At 35.4% G+C, this 16118-nt stretch carries 13 protein-coding genes; 6 read left to right on the top strand and 7 right to left on the bottom strand.

The features are described 5' to 3' along the window. Positions 1-360: 360 nt before the first annotated feature. On the bottom strand, positions 361-3072 hold the full coding sequence (locus tag AC33VI_RS01050) for a UPF0182 family membrane protein (protein WP_491780414.1): 2712 nt from the start codon (positions 3070-3072) through the stop codon (positions 361-363). A gap of 480 nt (positions 3073-3552) precedes the next feature. Here AC33VI_RS01050 and AC33VI_RS01045 point away from each other — a divergent pair, with 480 nt between their 5' ends. The 5 genes from AC33VI_RS01045 (at position 3553) to AC33VI_RS01025 (ending at position 9390) form a co-directional block, all read left to right on the top strand. After that, positions 3553-4740 carry a glycosyltransferase family 2 protein gene (locus AC33VI_RS01045; protein WP_491780413.1) on the top strand — a complete coding sequence of 396 codons (1188 nt, stop codon included), beginning with the start codon at positions 3553-3555 and terminating at the stop codon, positions 4738-4740. 61 nt (positions 4741-4801) lie between these two features. Continuing rightward, complete coding sequence (locus tag AC33VI_RS01040) at positions 4802-5767, top strand: glycosyltransferase (RefSeq protein ID WP_491780412.1); 966 nt, start codon at positions 4802-4804, stop codon at positions 5765-5767. 30 nt (positions 5768-5797) lie between these two features. Next, positions 5798-6766 (top strand): sulfotransferase family protein, encoded by a 969-nt coding sequence (locus AC33VI_RS01035; RefSeq protein WP_491780411.1) that lies wholly within the window; start codon positions 5798-5800, stop codon positions 6764-6766. Between the two features lie 21 nt (positions 6767-6787). After that, the gene (locus tag AC33VI_RS01030) at positions 6788-7786 is read left to right on the top strand and encodes a lysylphosphatidylglycerol synthase transmembrane domain-containing protein (RefSeq protein WP_491780410.1); all 999 of its coding nucleotides are present in this window, start codon (positions 6788-6790) and stop codon (positions 7784-7786) included. A 41-nt stretch (positions 7787-7827) separates the two neighbouring features. Then, the gene (locus AC33VI_RS01025) at positions 7828-9390 is read left to right on the top strand and encodes a hypothetical protein (RefSeq protein WP_491780409.1); all 1563 of its coding nucleotides are present in this window, start codon (positions 7828-7830) and stop codon (positions 9388-9390) included. Positions 9391-9462: 72 nt separating this feature from the next. On the opposite strand, the gene AC33VI_RS01020 is transcribed toward AC33VI_RS01025, so the two are convergent. From AC33VI_RS01020 to AC33VI_RS00995, 6 genes are all read right to left on the bottom strand, one after another. Beyond that, positions 9463-10443 carry a DUF1194 domain-containing protein gene (locus tag AC33VI_RS01020; protein WP_491780408.1) on the bottom strand — a complete coding sequence of 327 codons (981 nt, stop codon included), beginning with the start codon at positions 10441-10443 and terminating at the stop codon, positions 9463-9465. Between the two features lie 127 nt (positions 10444-10570). Beyond that, complete coding sequence (locus AC33VI_RS01015) at positions 10571-10837, bottom strand: hypothetical protein (protein WP_491780407.1); 267 nt, start codon at positions 10835-10837, stop codon at positions 10571-10573. 261 nt (positions 10838-11098) lie between these two features. Next, the gene (locus AC33VI_RS01010) at positions 11099-13015 is read right to left on the bottom strand and encodes an Ig-like domain-containing protein (RefSeq protein WP_491780406.1); all 1917 of its coding nucleotides are present in this window, start codon (positions 13013-13015) and stop codon (positions 11099-11101) included. Positions 13016-13338: 323 nt separating this feature from the next. After that, positions 13339-13617, bottom strand: a complete 279-nt coding sequence (locus AC33VI_RS01005; protein WP_491780405.1) for a hypothetical protein — start codon at positions 13615-13617, stop codon at positions 13339-13341. A 402-nt stretch (positions 13618-14019) separates the two neighbouring features. After that, complete coding sequence (locus AC33VI_RS01000; RefSeq protein WP_491780404.1) at positions 14020-14298, bottom strand: hypothetical protein; 279 nt, start codon at positions 14296-14298, stop codon at positions 14020-14022. A 58-nt stretch (positions 14299-14356) separates the two neighbouring features. Next, positions 14357-15328, bottom strand: a complete 972-nt coding sequence (locus tag AC33VI_RS00995) for a hypothetical protein (protein ID WP_491780403.1) — start codon at positions 15326-15328, stop codon at positions 14357-14359. Positions 15329-15688: 360 nt separating this feature from the next. Here AC33VI_RS00995 and AC33VI_RS00990 point away from each other — a divergent pair, with 360 nt between their 5' ends. Beyond that, entirely contained in the window at positions 15689-16027 is a 339-nt protein-coding gene (locus AC33VI_RS00990) for a P-II family nitrogen regulator (protein WP_491780402.1), read from the top strand. Positions 16028-16118 lie beyond the last annotated feature (91 nt).

Raw genomic sequence — 16118 nt, 5'->3', positions numbered from 1 at the left:
GTTTTCTGACATAAATAACCGCTTTTTTAGGTTTCATTCTATTTACTCACAAAATCTTCTTTTATTGACATTTTAACCAGTAGCGATCGCCTGATTCTTGGATCACCAAAAGCGTGCAAGACCCTCAGAAGGGATTGCTTATTTTGCTTTTCCTTTAATCTAATATGAAATACTTAAATGTTTGCTACAAATAATGTTGTTAGTTCGGGGTTGTTAATTATTCTCCCCTGCACCCCTGACCTCTGACCTCTGACTCCTGACCTATAAAAACTATATGTAGCATTCTTTTTTAGATTTCATATAACCTTAGTGAGAATTTATTTTTGGCAATATGTTTCTCATTTACCAAATTAAAAATAATCAAAAACTTTCCAATAAATCCTGTAATTGTTGTTGATATTGTCCGTATTCAATCCAATTACCTCGTTGCAGAGCTTGTTGGGCTTTTTGATATAATTCTAAAGCCGATCTTTTGTCTCCAGAATTAATCAGTGGGGGTAGATCGAGATTATTATTACCCGCAACCAATGCCAAAGATTGCTCTAAACTGGGAGTCATCACAATTTCTTTGTCATAAGCTACGATAATGCGGGCAAGTTCGGGTAATTCTCCTTTTTTGGCGCGGAGATAGAGAGATTGGACGTAGAGTAAAGAACCATCTAAAGGAATAACTAAAATATCTCCTCTAATCACTCTCGAACCCCTTTGACTCCACAAGGTTATTTGTTCGGCAATTTCTGGGTTTTGATCGATTCTGGCTTCTATTTGGAATGTGCCATAAACCAATTCTTGTTTGGGAAAATCGTATAGTCTTAGTTTGCCATAATTTTCTCCATCAGAACGGGCAGCCATCCAGGCAATAGTATTATCTCGATTGATCGGAGTAAAAGGTAAAACTAGAGAGAATTCTGGTTTTATTTCTCCTGGTAATTTGAGAATAAGATAGTCTGGTTCTACTTCTTGTTGTGTGCCGTCGTATAGTTCGGTAGCAAAACGCCAATCATCTTCTCGATTGTAAAAGACTTGAGGATCTTCCATATGGTAGCTCAAGTACATTTTTGCTTGAATTTCAAACAGATCTTGGGGATAGCGGAAATGAGCCTTAATTTCTGGAGGAATGGTATCTTGGGGTTGAAATAGATTGGGGAAGATTTTACGGTAGGTAGCTAAGACTGGTTCGTTTTCGTCTACGACATAGAAATCCATCGTGCCATCTTTGGCATCGACGACAACTTTAACGGGGTTGCGGACGTAGTTGATGTTTTTTTGCTTAATTAGTTTGGTTTGATGTTCCTGGGCTACGGCTTCGGCATAGGGATAGCGGTTGCTAGTGGTGTAAGCATCAATAATCCATTTCAATCTACCATTGACAACTACTATATAAGGATCGCTGTCAAATTTGAGAAAAGGTGCGACGTGACTAACTCGCTGGGATATTTGTCGATAATAATGAATGCGGGAATTGGGAGTAAAGTAATTGGAAGTTAGAATTTTCAGGCTACCAAAATCGTAGGCATATACCAATCTGCGCCACCAACTATCGATCGCTACTCCTCCCAAACCATCGTATTTGATAAAGGCATTTTCATCGCCACGAGGGTAGTCAAATTCAGGAGTATCCATCCCAGTGTAGATATAGTCTTTCGTTAATTCCCCATAATAAATTGCAGGTTCTTCGATAGTTAGATCTGTTTGGGAAACTGGGGGAATATTTTTAATAAATAGAACTGGCAAGCCATCTTCTGTGACTTCATTAACGGGATTCATAACCAAGCCGTAACCGTGAGTGTATTTTAGACGGCGGTTGACCCAAGTTCGAGCCGTTCGGGGTACTTCTCCATAGTCGAATTCTCTGGGAGAAAGCATTACCTGACGGTAATCTCCGTTGAGCTGGTAACGGTCTACATCAACATCGAGGAATTTGTAATAGAAACGGATTTCTTGTAGCTGTCGATAGGTACTCAATAAAGGTCGATAGTCCCAGAGACGAATATTATCAATAGTTTCTCGATTATCTGCAATCAGATTGGGGTTAGGAGTATCGGCTAGTTGGTAATCTTTTGTTTCGATCGCATCCAATCCGTAGGCTTGTTGTGTAAACTGAATATTATGTTTAATATAGGGCATTTCCTTAGCTAATTCGTTGGGTTCGACGATAAAACGCTGCTGTAGCGGAGGAAGAGTACCGTTAAACAGAATTAAAACTATGGCATAGATACCAATACCGTAAACGGGTAAGGTTAACTCATTCCACCAGGTAGCAACAATTAGCCAGATGCCTAATAATACAGAAGCGACAATCATCACCCAAAAACCAAATAGACGGGCGTGACTGTCGGTATAGTCCGCACCCCACACCACTCCTGCGGAAGAATAGAGGAGTTCGTAACGCTCCAACCAAAAATCGACGGCAATATCCAAAGCGATCGCAGCCAGTAAAAAACTAAGATGAGTTTTGATCGGCTTTGTTAATAATTTTTGCCATTTAGGTTCGATTAAAAGACTCCTCCATCGCCAGTCAAAAAGTAGAATTCCTTTAAAAATATAAACCAATACTGATATGACTAATCCTGAAATTAATAGAATTAGAAACCAATTTTCTAAATTATCTAATAGGGGTAGGCGAAATAAATAAAAGCCCAAATCTTGTTGATATATAGGGTCAATAACTTCAAATTGACTACCATGAAAGAATTTTAAAATAATATCCCAATTTTCTCCACTAAGACTAGCAATAGTTAAAGAAATCAAGAAAATCAATAAAAAAGCCAGATAATTGGCTATCTTTGGCGTATAAGGCTCTAAAGGACTAGATTCTAAGAATCTAAATGAGCGATCGCCCGTCAGCTTTAATGCCAGCCAATAGTTAAAACTCAAAAACCCAGCAAAAATGATAAAAGTACTACTCCAGATAACCATCTGCCACATCAGACGCTGCCAAAAGACTGACTCATAGCCTACTGTCTCAAACCACCAAGATTCGGCTAACAGATGAATGCTTGTCGAAATAGCCGTTAGAATTATAACCGTGCAAAACAAGAAGAAGATGGCTAATTTTTGCTGGAATTGCATACAGTTAACTAAAATCTATTTATTTCCATTTATATTTGTTATTTTATTGTTGATTGCATTCACCAGACTTTTACAGAAATCGAGTATTTTCTTAATGTAAGCTTAATATATTAAATTATTAACTATTTTTTTATAACTTTTCTGGTATGAGGTATTGCCCTGAAACAGCATCAATTTATTTTTAAAATTGTCTTTTTTATCAAGCTCAAAAAGTAAAGAAAGCGATAGTACTGTTAGCAATTAACTTTAGATAAAAAATAGTAGGGAATTGCTGACAAAGTAACTATTTTCGACCAACCCTAGAAAAAGCAATATTTTACAAAAAATAGTTTTCGTAATTTCTTTGCTTGAGGTTATTGCTTATCGCATATTTTATTTTTTTTAGTTTAGCTATTAATTCAAGCGAATGAAAAAGAGAAGTAGCTACAGATACAAATATTGAGTCAGAACTTTTAACTAAATTATTGAAGAGGATCGATTATGTTGGGTAACATCAGTGCCAGAGAAACGCCAATCAATAGACGTATAAACCGATTAGAGAGAGATAACGCTCTCGAAGTCTCGATTATTATGCCTTGTCTCAATGAAGCGGAAACTCTTGAAACCTGCATCAAAAAGGCTCAATGGTTTATCGCTGAAAACGATCTGGCAGGTGAAGTGATTATTGCTGACAACGGTAGTACTGACGGCTCTCAAGAAATTGCCAGAAAATTGAATGCCAGAGTTGTTAACGTTCCAGCAAAAGGTTATGGTAGTGCCTTAAAAGGTGGTATAGAGGCAGCTAAAGGCACTTATATCATCATGGGAGATGCAGATGATAGCTACGATTTTAGCAACCTGAATCCTTTTATTAAGAAACTTCGTAATGGCTACGATTTAGTTATGGGTAACCGCTTCCAAGGTGGTATCGAATCTGGTGCGATGCCCTTTTTACACCGTTACTTAGGCAATCCCGTATTGACAGGCATTGGTAAACTACTATTTGGTAGTCCTTGTAATGATTTTCATTGTGGCTTGAGGGGTTTTCGCAAGGATGCAATTTCCTCTTTAGAATTACAAACTACAGGAATGGAATTTGCCAGTGAGATGGTAGTTAAAGCTACTCTGCATAAAATGCAAATTGCTGAAGTTCCTACTACTTTATCTCCCGATGGTCGCAGTCGTCCTCCCCATCTCAATACTTGGCGCGATGGCTGGAGACATCTACGTTTCTTGTTAATGTATAGTCCCCGTTGGTTGTTTTTCTACCCTGGAATATTCCTCATTGTAGCTGGTTTACTGGCTACTCTATCTTTACTACCCAGTCCTAAAGTCCATAGTCTGCTTTATTCTTCTACCGCTATGACCATTGGCTTCCAAATTGTGATGTTTGCCCTCTTTACCAAAGTGTTTGGTATCGGTGAAGGATTGTTACCTGAAGATAGACGTTTGAATCGACTTTTTAAATATCTCAATCTCGAAACAGGTTTGATTTCTGGTTGTTTACTATTGATTGCAGGTACTGCTGCTTCAATATACGCTTTTGGTATTTGGGGACAAAACGACTTTGGCTCTCTCAATCCAACCGAAACAATGCCTATTGTAATTCCTGGGGTAACTTGTCTGGCTTTGGGTATTCAAACAATTTTCTCTAGCTTTTTCTTAAGTATTTTAGGATTAAAACGATAAGGCGATCGCAATCTTCGAGAAATACAAACCCTATGGTCATATCTAAATTCAGCAAAGCCAAATGATAAACGATAAAATGTTAAACGAAAAACAGCCTTGGCTTTCCGTAATTATCCCTACTTATAATGGGAGTAAATATTTAGCTGACGCATTAAATTCCGTAGCAATACAACAAGATAGGGAAATCGAATGTGTGGTTATTGATGATGGTTCGACAGACAATACTTTAGAAATTGTCGATCGCTATCGAGACTTGCTAAATATTAATTTGATTACCAAAGCCAGACAGGGTAATTGGGTAGCCAATACCAACCATGCTTTAGCAGCAGCCAAAGGCGAATATGCTTGTTTTCTCCACCAAGACGATCTTTGGCTAGAAAGAAGATTGCAAAATATCCGCAATGCGATCGCCAAAAGCTCTTCAGCTGTTCTTTATCTTCACGATGCGGTATTTATCGACAGTAACAGTAAGCCCCTAGGCTTGTGGCAATGTCCTTTAGGCGAGCAAGAAAAGATCGTCTCTTTAGCAGAGATGAAAGAAAAGCTACTGGTGCAAAACTTTATTGCCATTCCTGCTCCTATTTTTAAAAGACAAACAGCATTAGATGTAGGAGTATTAAACAGCGAATTGTGGTACACAGCCGATTGGGACTTTTGGCTCAAACTAGCTTCGCGAGGAGATACCTACTATATTCCCAAGCCTCTAGCTGCTTTTAGGGTACATGGCGACTCCCAAACAATCCGTAGGAGTTCTAGTATTGCCGAATTTCGCCAACAGATGCGTTTGGTAGTTCACAATCACCTCCATGTCCGAGAAAAAAGCGAAGTAGCAAAAGTGGCATTTTTCTCAACGGAAGTCAATACAACCCTAGCTGCAATGGTACATGGAGAATCTGCTAATCTTCTCAAATTAGGAGTAAGTTTTTTAACTCTAGGACCAACTGGCTGGCGTAGATATTGGCAGGATTCTCGTATTATCGAGCGTATATCCGTTCGACTCAAAGCAAAACTACAAACTCAAACTTAAGCTGATTATTATTTTTATCCTCTGGGATCTATGAAGCCTAATTTATTTATTGTCGGGCAACCAAAATCTGGAACGACTGCTTTGCATCAATTTCTGGGGCAACATCCAGAAATTTATATGTCTAGTATCAAAGAACCCCATTTTTTTTGTTCTGATTTCCATTTAGAAAGCGATCGCGCTTATGGCAAAAAACGTTTTTTTGATTTTAGAAGCGAGTCTGCATATCTACAATTGTTTGCTGGGGCAGAAGATGCCAAAGTTATAGGAGAATCATCTACCAACTATCTTTATTCTCAAGTAGCAGCAGAAAAAATCTATAACTTTAATCCCGATGCCAAAATAATCATTATCTTGCGAGAACCTGCTAAGTTTCTCTATTCTCTTCACAGTCATTACGTTAAATTTACTGAAGAGAACGAACCTGATTTTTTGACTGCCTTGGCTTTAGAAAAAGATCGCCTAGCTGAGAGAGTTTCTAGTCCTAGAGTAACCAGCCCTAGCTATCTTTATTACCATCGCCGAGTTCAATATGCTCGTCAAGTGAAACGCTATTACGATCGCTTTAGCCCAGAGCAAATTAAAATTGTAGTTTTTGAAGAATTTAAGTCAGATAATCAAAGAATTTATCGAGAAATCTTAGAGTTTTTAGCAGTAGATCCTGATTTTACTCCCGAATACAATACAGTTAATGCTAACAAAGAAGTTAAGTTTAAAGGGATTAATAATCTAGTCAATAACCCAGTCTTGAAAAATATTTCTAAAAATTTATTATCCCAAGAATTCAACGAATTTATTCGCGATAACATTGTGGAAAAATTCCTCTGGCATCAAGCACCAAAAGTAAGTATGCCCGAAGAAATTAAACTACAGTTAATGGAAAAATACCAATCTCAAGTAGATGGAATCTCAAAATTAACTGGGATCGATTTTGTGAGTAAATGGGGTTACGATAAACTGGCTAATATTGCTGGGCGATCTGCGATCGGTAGCAACCAATAAGCGATAAATATTTAACCATAAATGCTAAATAAAAAAAATATTGTTTCCAGCGTATTATCTCTGGCTGTAGGGTTTGTCTTAGTATGGCTAATTCTGAGATTTACCGAAGTAGATATTGAAGAAATTGTTGCTAGTTTTTATAGCTTAAATCCATTACTGGCAGGATTGGCAATCGCTACCTTAATTATTCATACCGTATTAACTGCTTATAAGTGGGGATTGGTAACGCAAAAACTAACTCCAGATAACTATCAACCTCTAAAATTTTATTTGTTTTATACTACTTTAGGTTCTCTAACCATGCAGTTTATGCCTCAATATGTGGGGATGGTCATGGTGCAGAATATAGCCTTGAGAGTCCACAAAATTAGTTCTTTTTCTAAAGGCTTCTTATCGGTTATCTACGATCAGTTTTTCAATCTTTTAATTCCCCTCTTACTATTCCCCACTTCTTTATTATATGTTTTGGGCTCTGTCTCTTTAGGGGTAGCAATATTTATTTGGATTGCTACGATAATTCTGACTCATTTTATTATCAATCGCTGGCATCGTTCTTTAATTACTCGACTAATTCAAGCACTCACCTGGGTAAAACAACGAAAAAACAAAAATAAAACAGATGTTGCTAACATTACTACTAGCAAAGATTCAATCCTAGGGAAAAATTTTACTCTATACCTTTATTGGATTTCTGTAGTGCGTTACGCCGTCTGGATCGTTCGAGGAATCTTAATTGCTATGGCTGGAGGTTTCAAAATCAAGCTTTGGGCGATCGCTTTTATTTCTCCCATCGTTCAATTAGCCATGCTTTTAAGTTTTACCCCAGCTAACTTGGGTTTTATGGAATTTAGCTGGATTGGTTTATTGGGTTTCTTCGATGTTTTAAAAGATGTAGCAGTACAGTTTGCTTTGATGCAAAGATTTCTTTATGTCGTCGCAGTAGTAATTATTTTGGCAGTATTTGCCGTAGTTTCTTCCAGGGAAAGATTTGCCTTATTTACTTCTAAACAAAATCAATAATCAATTCTTAATTACTCCTTATTAACTTTTCAAGATTCCTAATGTTGAATCCTGCAAGCAAACGATACATTAAACAGCTAAGACAAACCAAAATAGGCATAGAAACAGTCTTATCTTTGATTGTTTTAACTTTAGTAGTTTCTCTCTTTTTAAAAACAATTCTAGATATCGACAATCACTACGATCCTGGTTGGTATCATCTTCCTTTTGCTGCTAGGTTGGGAGGAATTGTACCCCAAGAAATGTTTATTGGCGATGAAAAGTGGTTTGAACCCCGTTTCGATGGTTTTCCCTTATTAGCTCATTTTCTTCAGGGTATATTTTGGCGCATTACAGGAAGAATTCAATCGACAAACTTAGTCAGTTTTTGCTCGATTGTGGGATATTTTTTCTTTTTGAGGAGTTATTTTAAAGTTCCTCTATATTTATCGGCGATCGCTTTACTTTCTATTCCCCTAGTCTTAACTCATGTCACTACCAGTTTTGTCGATCTTCTCGGAAACGTCGGCACATCGATGCTGGTAATGATGACCTACAGCTTTTATAAAAATCGGCAATTACCCCATCTCAAAAAATTAGCGATCGCCTTTATTGGTGCTGCGATCGCAGCTAATACTAAAACTCAATTGCAACCTTTAGTATTGGTTATTTTAATTTTCGCTGGTATTAGATTAATCTGGCTTAATTGGCAGCAAAAGTTTCCAGTAAAACTAACCAAAATTATTCCCCTTACTTTACTAGCAAGTATTATTATTTTTGCTACTCCCGTAAAAAACACCGTCCTCTACCAAAATCCTTTATATCCGATCAAAATAGAGATTGCTGGTATAGTTCTCAACCACAAACTGAGTCCCGAAGCCTACGAAGGAGGGAATCGTCAGATAAATTGGCTTAAATCTGTATTAGAAATAAATGCTCCTCGAATGTGGACGGCAGATCAATGGAGTGAAGACTATACTCGCAGTCGCAGAGGTGGTTTTTGGGGCATTTATGTAGTGTTTAATTTCTTGTTGTTAATCGCACTAACTATTAGGGAAGCAATTATTAATAGATCCCAGAAAAATCCTACTTCCAGAGAAGCCAAAGTAGCTTTATTGACGGCGATCGCTATGTCGATTGTACCAATCAACTTTCCTCAGTCCCACGAATTGAGATACTTTATGTATTGGATGATTTGTTTGGTGTCTCTCAATCTATATTTAATTTCTTTGCCTAAAAATAGAGAATTACTCGGACGATGGTTGCAACCAAAATATGTGGGATTAATTTATATTATTTTCTTGATAATCGTTTTAACTAGAGCAGGTAGATTTTATGCCAAACCATCTTTTATTACCCTAGACAAATATCTAAACTCAGGAATAAAAGCAGAATTTATCAATCGCATTCAACCTAACGAAAAAGTCTGTTTGATTAGCAAACACATCGGCGAAAATATCAAAAAAGAACCCGTTGCAGCTTTAAAATATGCTTTTTTGTACAGTTCCTACTTTCATCCCGAAATAGACTATGACTACTCCATTCAAGCAGCTTTTAACCCGTCTTATTGTGGCGATCGCACCATAATTCCCGATCCTGAATCCTTAGTAATAAGTAATAAGTAATAAGTAATAAGTAATAAGAAAGCGATGCAACGCGTTGCATCGCTTTTTTTATATATTTTTGACAAGTATGTTCTAGTCTGCGTAAGGACAAGCTATTCCAGTAATTTCACATTTTAACTTTTCTTTAATTGCCCTAGAAAAATCATTAAAGCCATTGGCAGTACGAATAAATCCATCACTAGTAATTATGTGGTTTTGATAATAGCTAGAAATTTCAGCTTCCCGCCAAGTTTTACCACTTGTGGTAGTAGCACTACCATTGATAGGAAGACCGTTAATTGTAATGTTGTTGTCTTCTGCATTTGCTACAGCTTCTTCTAGAGGAGGACAATAAAGATGTTGTATTGGTACTTTCCATTTGACACTGTAATCGCTGTTAATATCTTGTCCTATACTGCATTTATAGTCATTATGTTTAAATTCATTTTTATATCTAGAATAGGTATAACTACTTTTGTTAACTAGGTTGGGAATATCACTCAGACCATTATTATCGAGATACTCTCTAACCTGGTTTTTATAATTAGTATATTTATCGGAATTAGGATTTCCTACAGATGTATTTTTAGAAATACCGTCACCTGATATATCAATTACTAACGCTTCTCCTTCATATTGATTATTTAAAATCTTATCTGTAGCTGAATTAATAGCTCTGGTAACATCAGTACCACCTCCACCACTTTTGGCATTTAATGTCTTTTTAATAGCTTTGACAAATTTAGCCGCATCTCCTGCATCTTTAATTAAATACCATTTACTCGTTTTTTTAATGCTACTAGACCAAGTTTCAATTGCTACTGCCATACCGTCTGGAAGACTTTCAATAGCGGCAATGACTTCGGCATCATTAAAAGCATCAATATAACCTTGTTTCTGCAATTTATATTCTGTAGCATTGACACTACCAGAAACATCAACAGAAAGAAAAAGTTCCACGCTTACAGGGGTTTTATTGCTACTGGCTATAACTTTTTGAGGCAAAATAGTCGAAGTAAGACTAGCTAAAGCTAAAATAGCAGAGAGCTTTTTAAAAATATTAATTTTTTTCATTTTTTAAATTCAAACAATTATATTGATTGGTGAGTTTGATTTTCCTAAAATAATTTTTAATTTATATTGATATCAAAAATGAATAGTATTTTTGATATTTTCAGGCTTTAAATCAATCTGTGATTTATCAAAATTCTAGTCCAGAACAATAGTTATCTGGGGTTAATTCTCCTTGGTAAATTTCATCAATAATTTCTTCTTGAGAATCATTTAGATCTAATTCATCAGCAATTAAATCAATTTGATCGATGGCATCATCAATACTTTCACTATCTTGTATATAGCTACAAACTAAATATTTGAACTCTTGAGAATCTATTGATTCATTAGCAAAGCTTCTAACAGGAATAGTTAAAGTCAAAAAAGCGACCGTGATATAAATTAACTTTTGCATAATTTAATTTGTAATTATAATAAAATCCCTAAAAAACAAAATTCTTTCTAGTTACTACATATCTAATTTAGCAATTTTAAATATGAATGTAATTGATAAATATACTAAAAAATAATATAAACAATTAATATAGATTGAACTCTTTTTAATGTAGTTTAAGTAAATTTATATTTTTAACATTTTGATTTAAGTAAAAATACCAAAAAAAAAGCGATCGCTCTAAGATAAGGCGATCGCTTTTTAGATTGTTTTTTTATCTATTTAATCAGCATAGTTAGCATTAACCTCAACGCTAACATTTGCCGTTCCATCTCCACCATGTCCGTCAGAAATAGTGTAACTAAAACTATCTTCACCGTAGAAATTACTGTCTGGAGTATAAACAGCTTTGCCATCAACAATTTTTACTGTTCCATGATTACCATCTGTCACACCAACGATAGTTAAAGTATCGTCATTAGGATCGCTATCGTTTTCTAGAACATTTACTGTTGCAAGCTCGCCTCTTGGAATAGCAACTTCGTCGTCAACAGCTACTGGCGCGCCATTAACGCTAACACTGATAGTTACTGTAGCAGTAGCAGTTCCTTCGTATTCGTCAACAATAGTATAATCAAAAGTATCAACATAAGATGCGGTAGCTTCAGAATTAGGAGTATACGAGATACTATCTCCATCGATTTCAATTGAGCCACCATTATTAGTACTACTTGGTACGCTATCAATAGACAATTCGTGTCCATCTGGATCGCTACTATTTTGAATTAAGTCTATATCAATAGCAGCAGTAGATCTTGTCTCGGCATTTATATTAACGGCAGTAGGACTGTTGTTGCTGACATTGACCACTACTTTACCCTTATCTTTACCATTATTACCGTCATCAGCATGATAATAGAAACGATCTGTTCCTACAAAACCAGTTTTAGGAGTATAGATTACTTCTTTATCATTTTTGATACTAATTGTACCTTTGTGTTTGCTTTTACTATCCGCTCCGCCAATAGTTAAAGTATCACCATCGGCATCTGTGTCGCCTGTAATAACATCAATGGTTATAGGAGTGTTTGCAGGAGTCGAAGCTGAATCATCTTTAGCATTAGGTAATCTATTACCACTAGGGATTTCTTCTAGATTTTTTTTGCCAATATCGACTACGAATACCACATCATTGTAGTCCATATCACCACCATTGGTTAGATCCTCCCAACCTAAAATTAGATAATTTTCATACTCATAAGCCACAACGTGCTGAAGTTTGTCGCTGTTATTCTTTGCATCTGTGTACCAAACCGTTGGATTACTTTTGCCGTAACCATTTTTCAATACTTGAAAATCCAATTTAGTTCCCGCTTCGACAGTACCAAGATCGACATAATCTCCCAAATTTAGAGCATTTTCGGGTTCTAAATTATTGTTTCCGATAATACATCCAGTTTTTGTTTTAGTACCATACTCATGTTTGCGACAGGAAACATCATGGAAAATCATTTTGTCTAATGAAGTTGTTCCCGTAGTTTGTACTTTTAATTGATTGCGGTAACCTGCACCTTCATTAACAAAATAAACTTTAATATCTGCATCATATTTGATGTCGAGCTTGGTGGGGTCTAAAACTCTAGCCTCGATCTCGTTTAAATCTAGTTTCTTTCGTTCGACATTAGCAAATTTTTGAAAAACATCAACTCCAGTCTTGCCTCCATCTTTTACACTATGAAAGTCTGTAGGTTGACCGTCACCTCTGTAAAAAGGAAAATCACTAAGGTGACTATACATTTGACTGTAATCAGTAGCATCTGAAGAGACTGTTGGACAATCTCCACCTCCACCTTTAGCATTCTTTTCTGCATCTACCAATTGATCTACTGCGCTATCAATTTGACTTTGGCTGAATCCTTCTGCTTCCAAATCTCCTCTAAATTTGCTAATTTGCCCTTTGTTACCTGGATCGATTCTAACGCTTCTAGTAGAGCTACCTATTGTGTATTCAACATCGTAGTTGTTACCAATTCCATTATTATTTTTGCATACTTTATTTTTACCAGGCGCACTTCCGCTTTTACCAGGAGAGTCTCCAAATGTGGTTGTCTTTTTACCTGCAAATCCTGGTTGAGCTATTAAAGTTGTAGCTATTAAAAAAGCTAAAGTTGTACTGACAGTAATTTTATTTGAAATCATATTATTAAACATGGCTTGCGATCTGAAACTATTGATTTTTAGTTGTACGTTTGTTACTTACAAATAAGTTTATATATTGCTAATTCATAGCAAATATATCTTATTTTTTATGTATTTGTAATCAAGATAATTACTGATTTTAATCGTGAATTTTTATTTGAAAATAAGTGTTTTTTGTAAAAATAATATGAATACCAAAAATTATTTAAAATGACTATAATCAAAAACTAATAAATAGCGACTGTAGTTGATACAGTCGCTAAATAAATAATGAATTTAAGAGTTACTCTCAGCTTCTAAATCATGGTCAATCTAAGAAAGTATTAAATATTATAAGAATCACAAAAATCTTCAATTGCCCAATCAGATTCTGATAACTCTTCCAGAGTAGCTAACTGAGTATCATTGATTAACGAATCAGTCATTGCTTCTATTTCTTCTAGTGCTTCAGATTTATCATCCATTCCTTCAAGATGACCGCATACCAATTGAGCAAAGTCTTCATTAGAAATTCCTTCATCAAACTCGGAAGCTTGGGTAGTAGAAATTCCCGAGATCAATAAAGATAATGTAATAGTAGATAAACAGAATATTTTTTTCATAATTAAATTATATTAATAGTAAGAAAAACAAAACTTTTGATATTATTAATAGTATTCCTTTTGGCAAATAGTAGACATCGCTATTATTACTAAAATTGAAATAAAGTTATAGCAAAGAAAATAAAAATAGATATAGAGTTTGCGTATTTTCATGCACAATAAGTAATCAAACGAAAAATTTGTAAAAAAAGCGATGTAGCGCGTTGCGGTGAGGCACTTTCGGTGGGCGGGTTCCCCGACTTGAGAAAAGTGCTGAATCCGAAGGAGTCTGTGACCCGTTGTCCTAAAGGATATATCGAAGTGTATCCTTTTAGGGACACCTTTGGATATAGCGACTACATCAAGAAGCGATCGCCTGTAAAAAAAGCGATCGCTTGAAAAAAGTATTTTTATAGATAAAGACTAAAATCTTGGCAAAGAAGAACGACAAAGATCTTCCATCGCAGAGTCGGAGTTTTCTATTTCCTGCAACATTGCTAATTGACTGGCATTAACATTAGATGCGATCGCAGCATTAATTTCATCTAAAGCCAAATTTCTATCATCTATTCTATGAAGATATCCACATACAAGTCGGGTAAATTCAGCATCAGACATTTCTGCTTCTAACGCACCAGCACTAGAAGTACCTTGGTAAAAAATTGTTAAGGTAAGAGCCAACAAGCATAATATTTTATTCATAGTTAATTGTTATGAGTTTAGCTAGGTTTTTGATATTTTATTTTCTAATTAAAAAAATTTAGTCAGCAGTATACAGAGTAGTTACCATCATTAAAGCTGCTCCTTGAAGAACTAAATCGTCATTAGTAGAAATAGTTCCCGTAGCGGAATTATCTCCTTGATTGACGTAATCAGAAACATCAAAGGTATCAAAATCTACACCATATACGTTTGAAGCTTGATTGGTATTAATGGAAGAATTAAATTGATTTTCTAGGGGATTATAATCATCGCTTAAGATGTTGCCATTAAACGCAAAATATTCATTAGTGCCACTTAAAGATGAATCTCCTTCCCAAAGTAACATAGAAAATTTAGCGATGGGATCTGTAGCCACTTCAATACCACCTAAAGTATAGTTCACCGTCTGATTGCGAGAAGATTCTAAACCTTCATAAAGTTTGATGGTATTAATTTTGTTTGCCTCCAAGGTCGGGTCATTATAAATTACTACCAAAGACCAGCCAGATAATACTCCCTGAAAGGTACAATAGTGAACATCATTATTAGTATTATCTACAGTTAGATCGCTAAATTGATAGCTACCATTACCTTTTTGGCTAACTATATCCGTTACATCTTTTACTCCTTGAAAATGATAATAAGTACCGTCTCCATAGTCAGGATCGGAAATAAACATTGAAGAACTATAAGTGCGATCGGCAGTTAAAGATGTTCCATCAAATACTACTTGATTATCAATATTTTCCCCCGAACCAGCCCAATAAAGATAGGCTTTTTTAACAGTTGAACCGCTAGGAATATGTGCCAGAGAAGCAGTAGAACTAGTATTTAGACTGCAAGAGTCAAGATCGTCAGAATTACTTCTTAGAGTACCTCCCGTAACTGTATAATTAATTTGACCAATAAAACTTTCTGCTTCAGCTAAACTCCCAGCCATTACCTGAATCGGAGTCAAACAATAACCCAGAGATAATAAACTTAAACCAGTTATTTTAAATAATTGTTTATTAGAAAGATAATTCAACATAATATATTTTTTTTAAATCAATTAAAAATTGTAGTTAATCTATTAATGCCAACCAAGAGATTTTATAAGTCGAAAAATATTGATAATCTACATACAAAAATACGACGTAATTAGTAAAAGTGACTACAGTATTTTTCGTTATTTCAAAATCAAGATTTTTTGAAGAAACAAACAATTTTATGAAGATAATTCAATTCACACTCTTTTTCAGATTGTCAGTAAATTGTCAAAAAAGTTTAAATCAAACTAGAGTGGAAAACCAAAATAATTAAAATCTATAAACTAATACACTAGCTTTCTAGATAAATATACGTAAAATAGTTAGAGTCTTACTTTTATATAGCAATAGGAGATTGTAAATTGAAAAAAATAGAAGCTATTATCAGACCTTTTAAGCTGGACGAAGTCAAAATTGCTCTAGTTAATGCTGGAGTCGTGGGCATGACCGTTTCTGAAGTACGAGGTTTTGGTCGTCAGAAAGGACAAACCGAACGCTATCGCGGTTCTGAATATACTGTAGAGTTTTTGCAAAAGCTCAAGCTAGAAATTGTCATCGAAGACGATCAGGTAGATATGGTAGTCGATAAGATTATCGCTGCCGCTCGTACTGGAGAGATTGGCGACGGTAAGATCTTTGTCTACCCTGTAGATCGAGTAGTCCGTATTCGTACTGGAGAGAAAAACTTAGAAGCGGTGTAATTTTCTATACCATAATAGTTTAATTATAGAATAGCAAAAAAGGCTGTGTTAGAGAGTTCCATCACAGCCTTTTAAAGTTTATTGTTTACTG

The sequence above is a fragment of the Waterburya sp. genome, from assembly GCF_058530065.1.
Note: the sequence above shows the minus strand (reverse complement) of the source record. Positions and strands in the feature narration are given on the sequence as shown.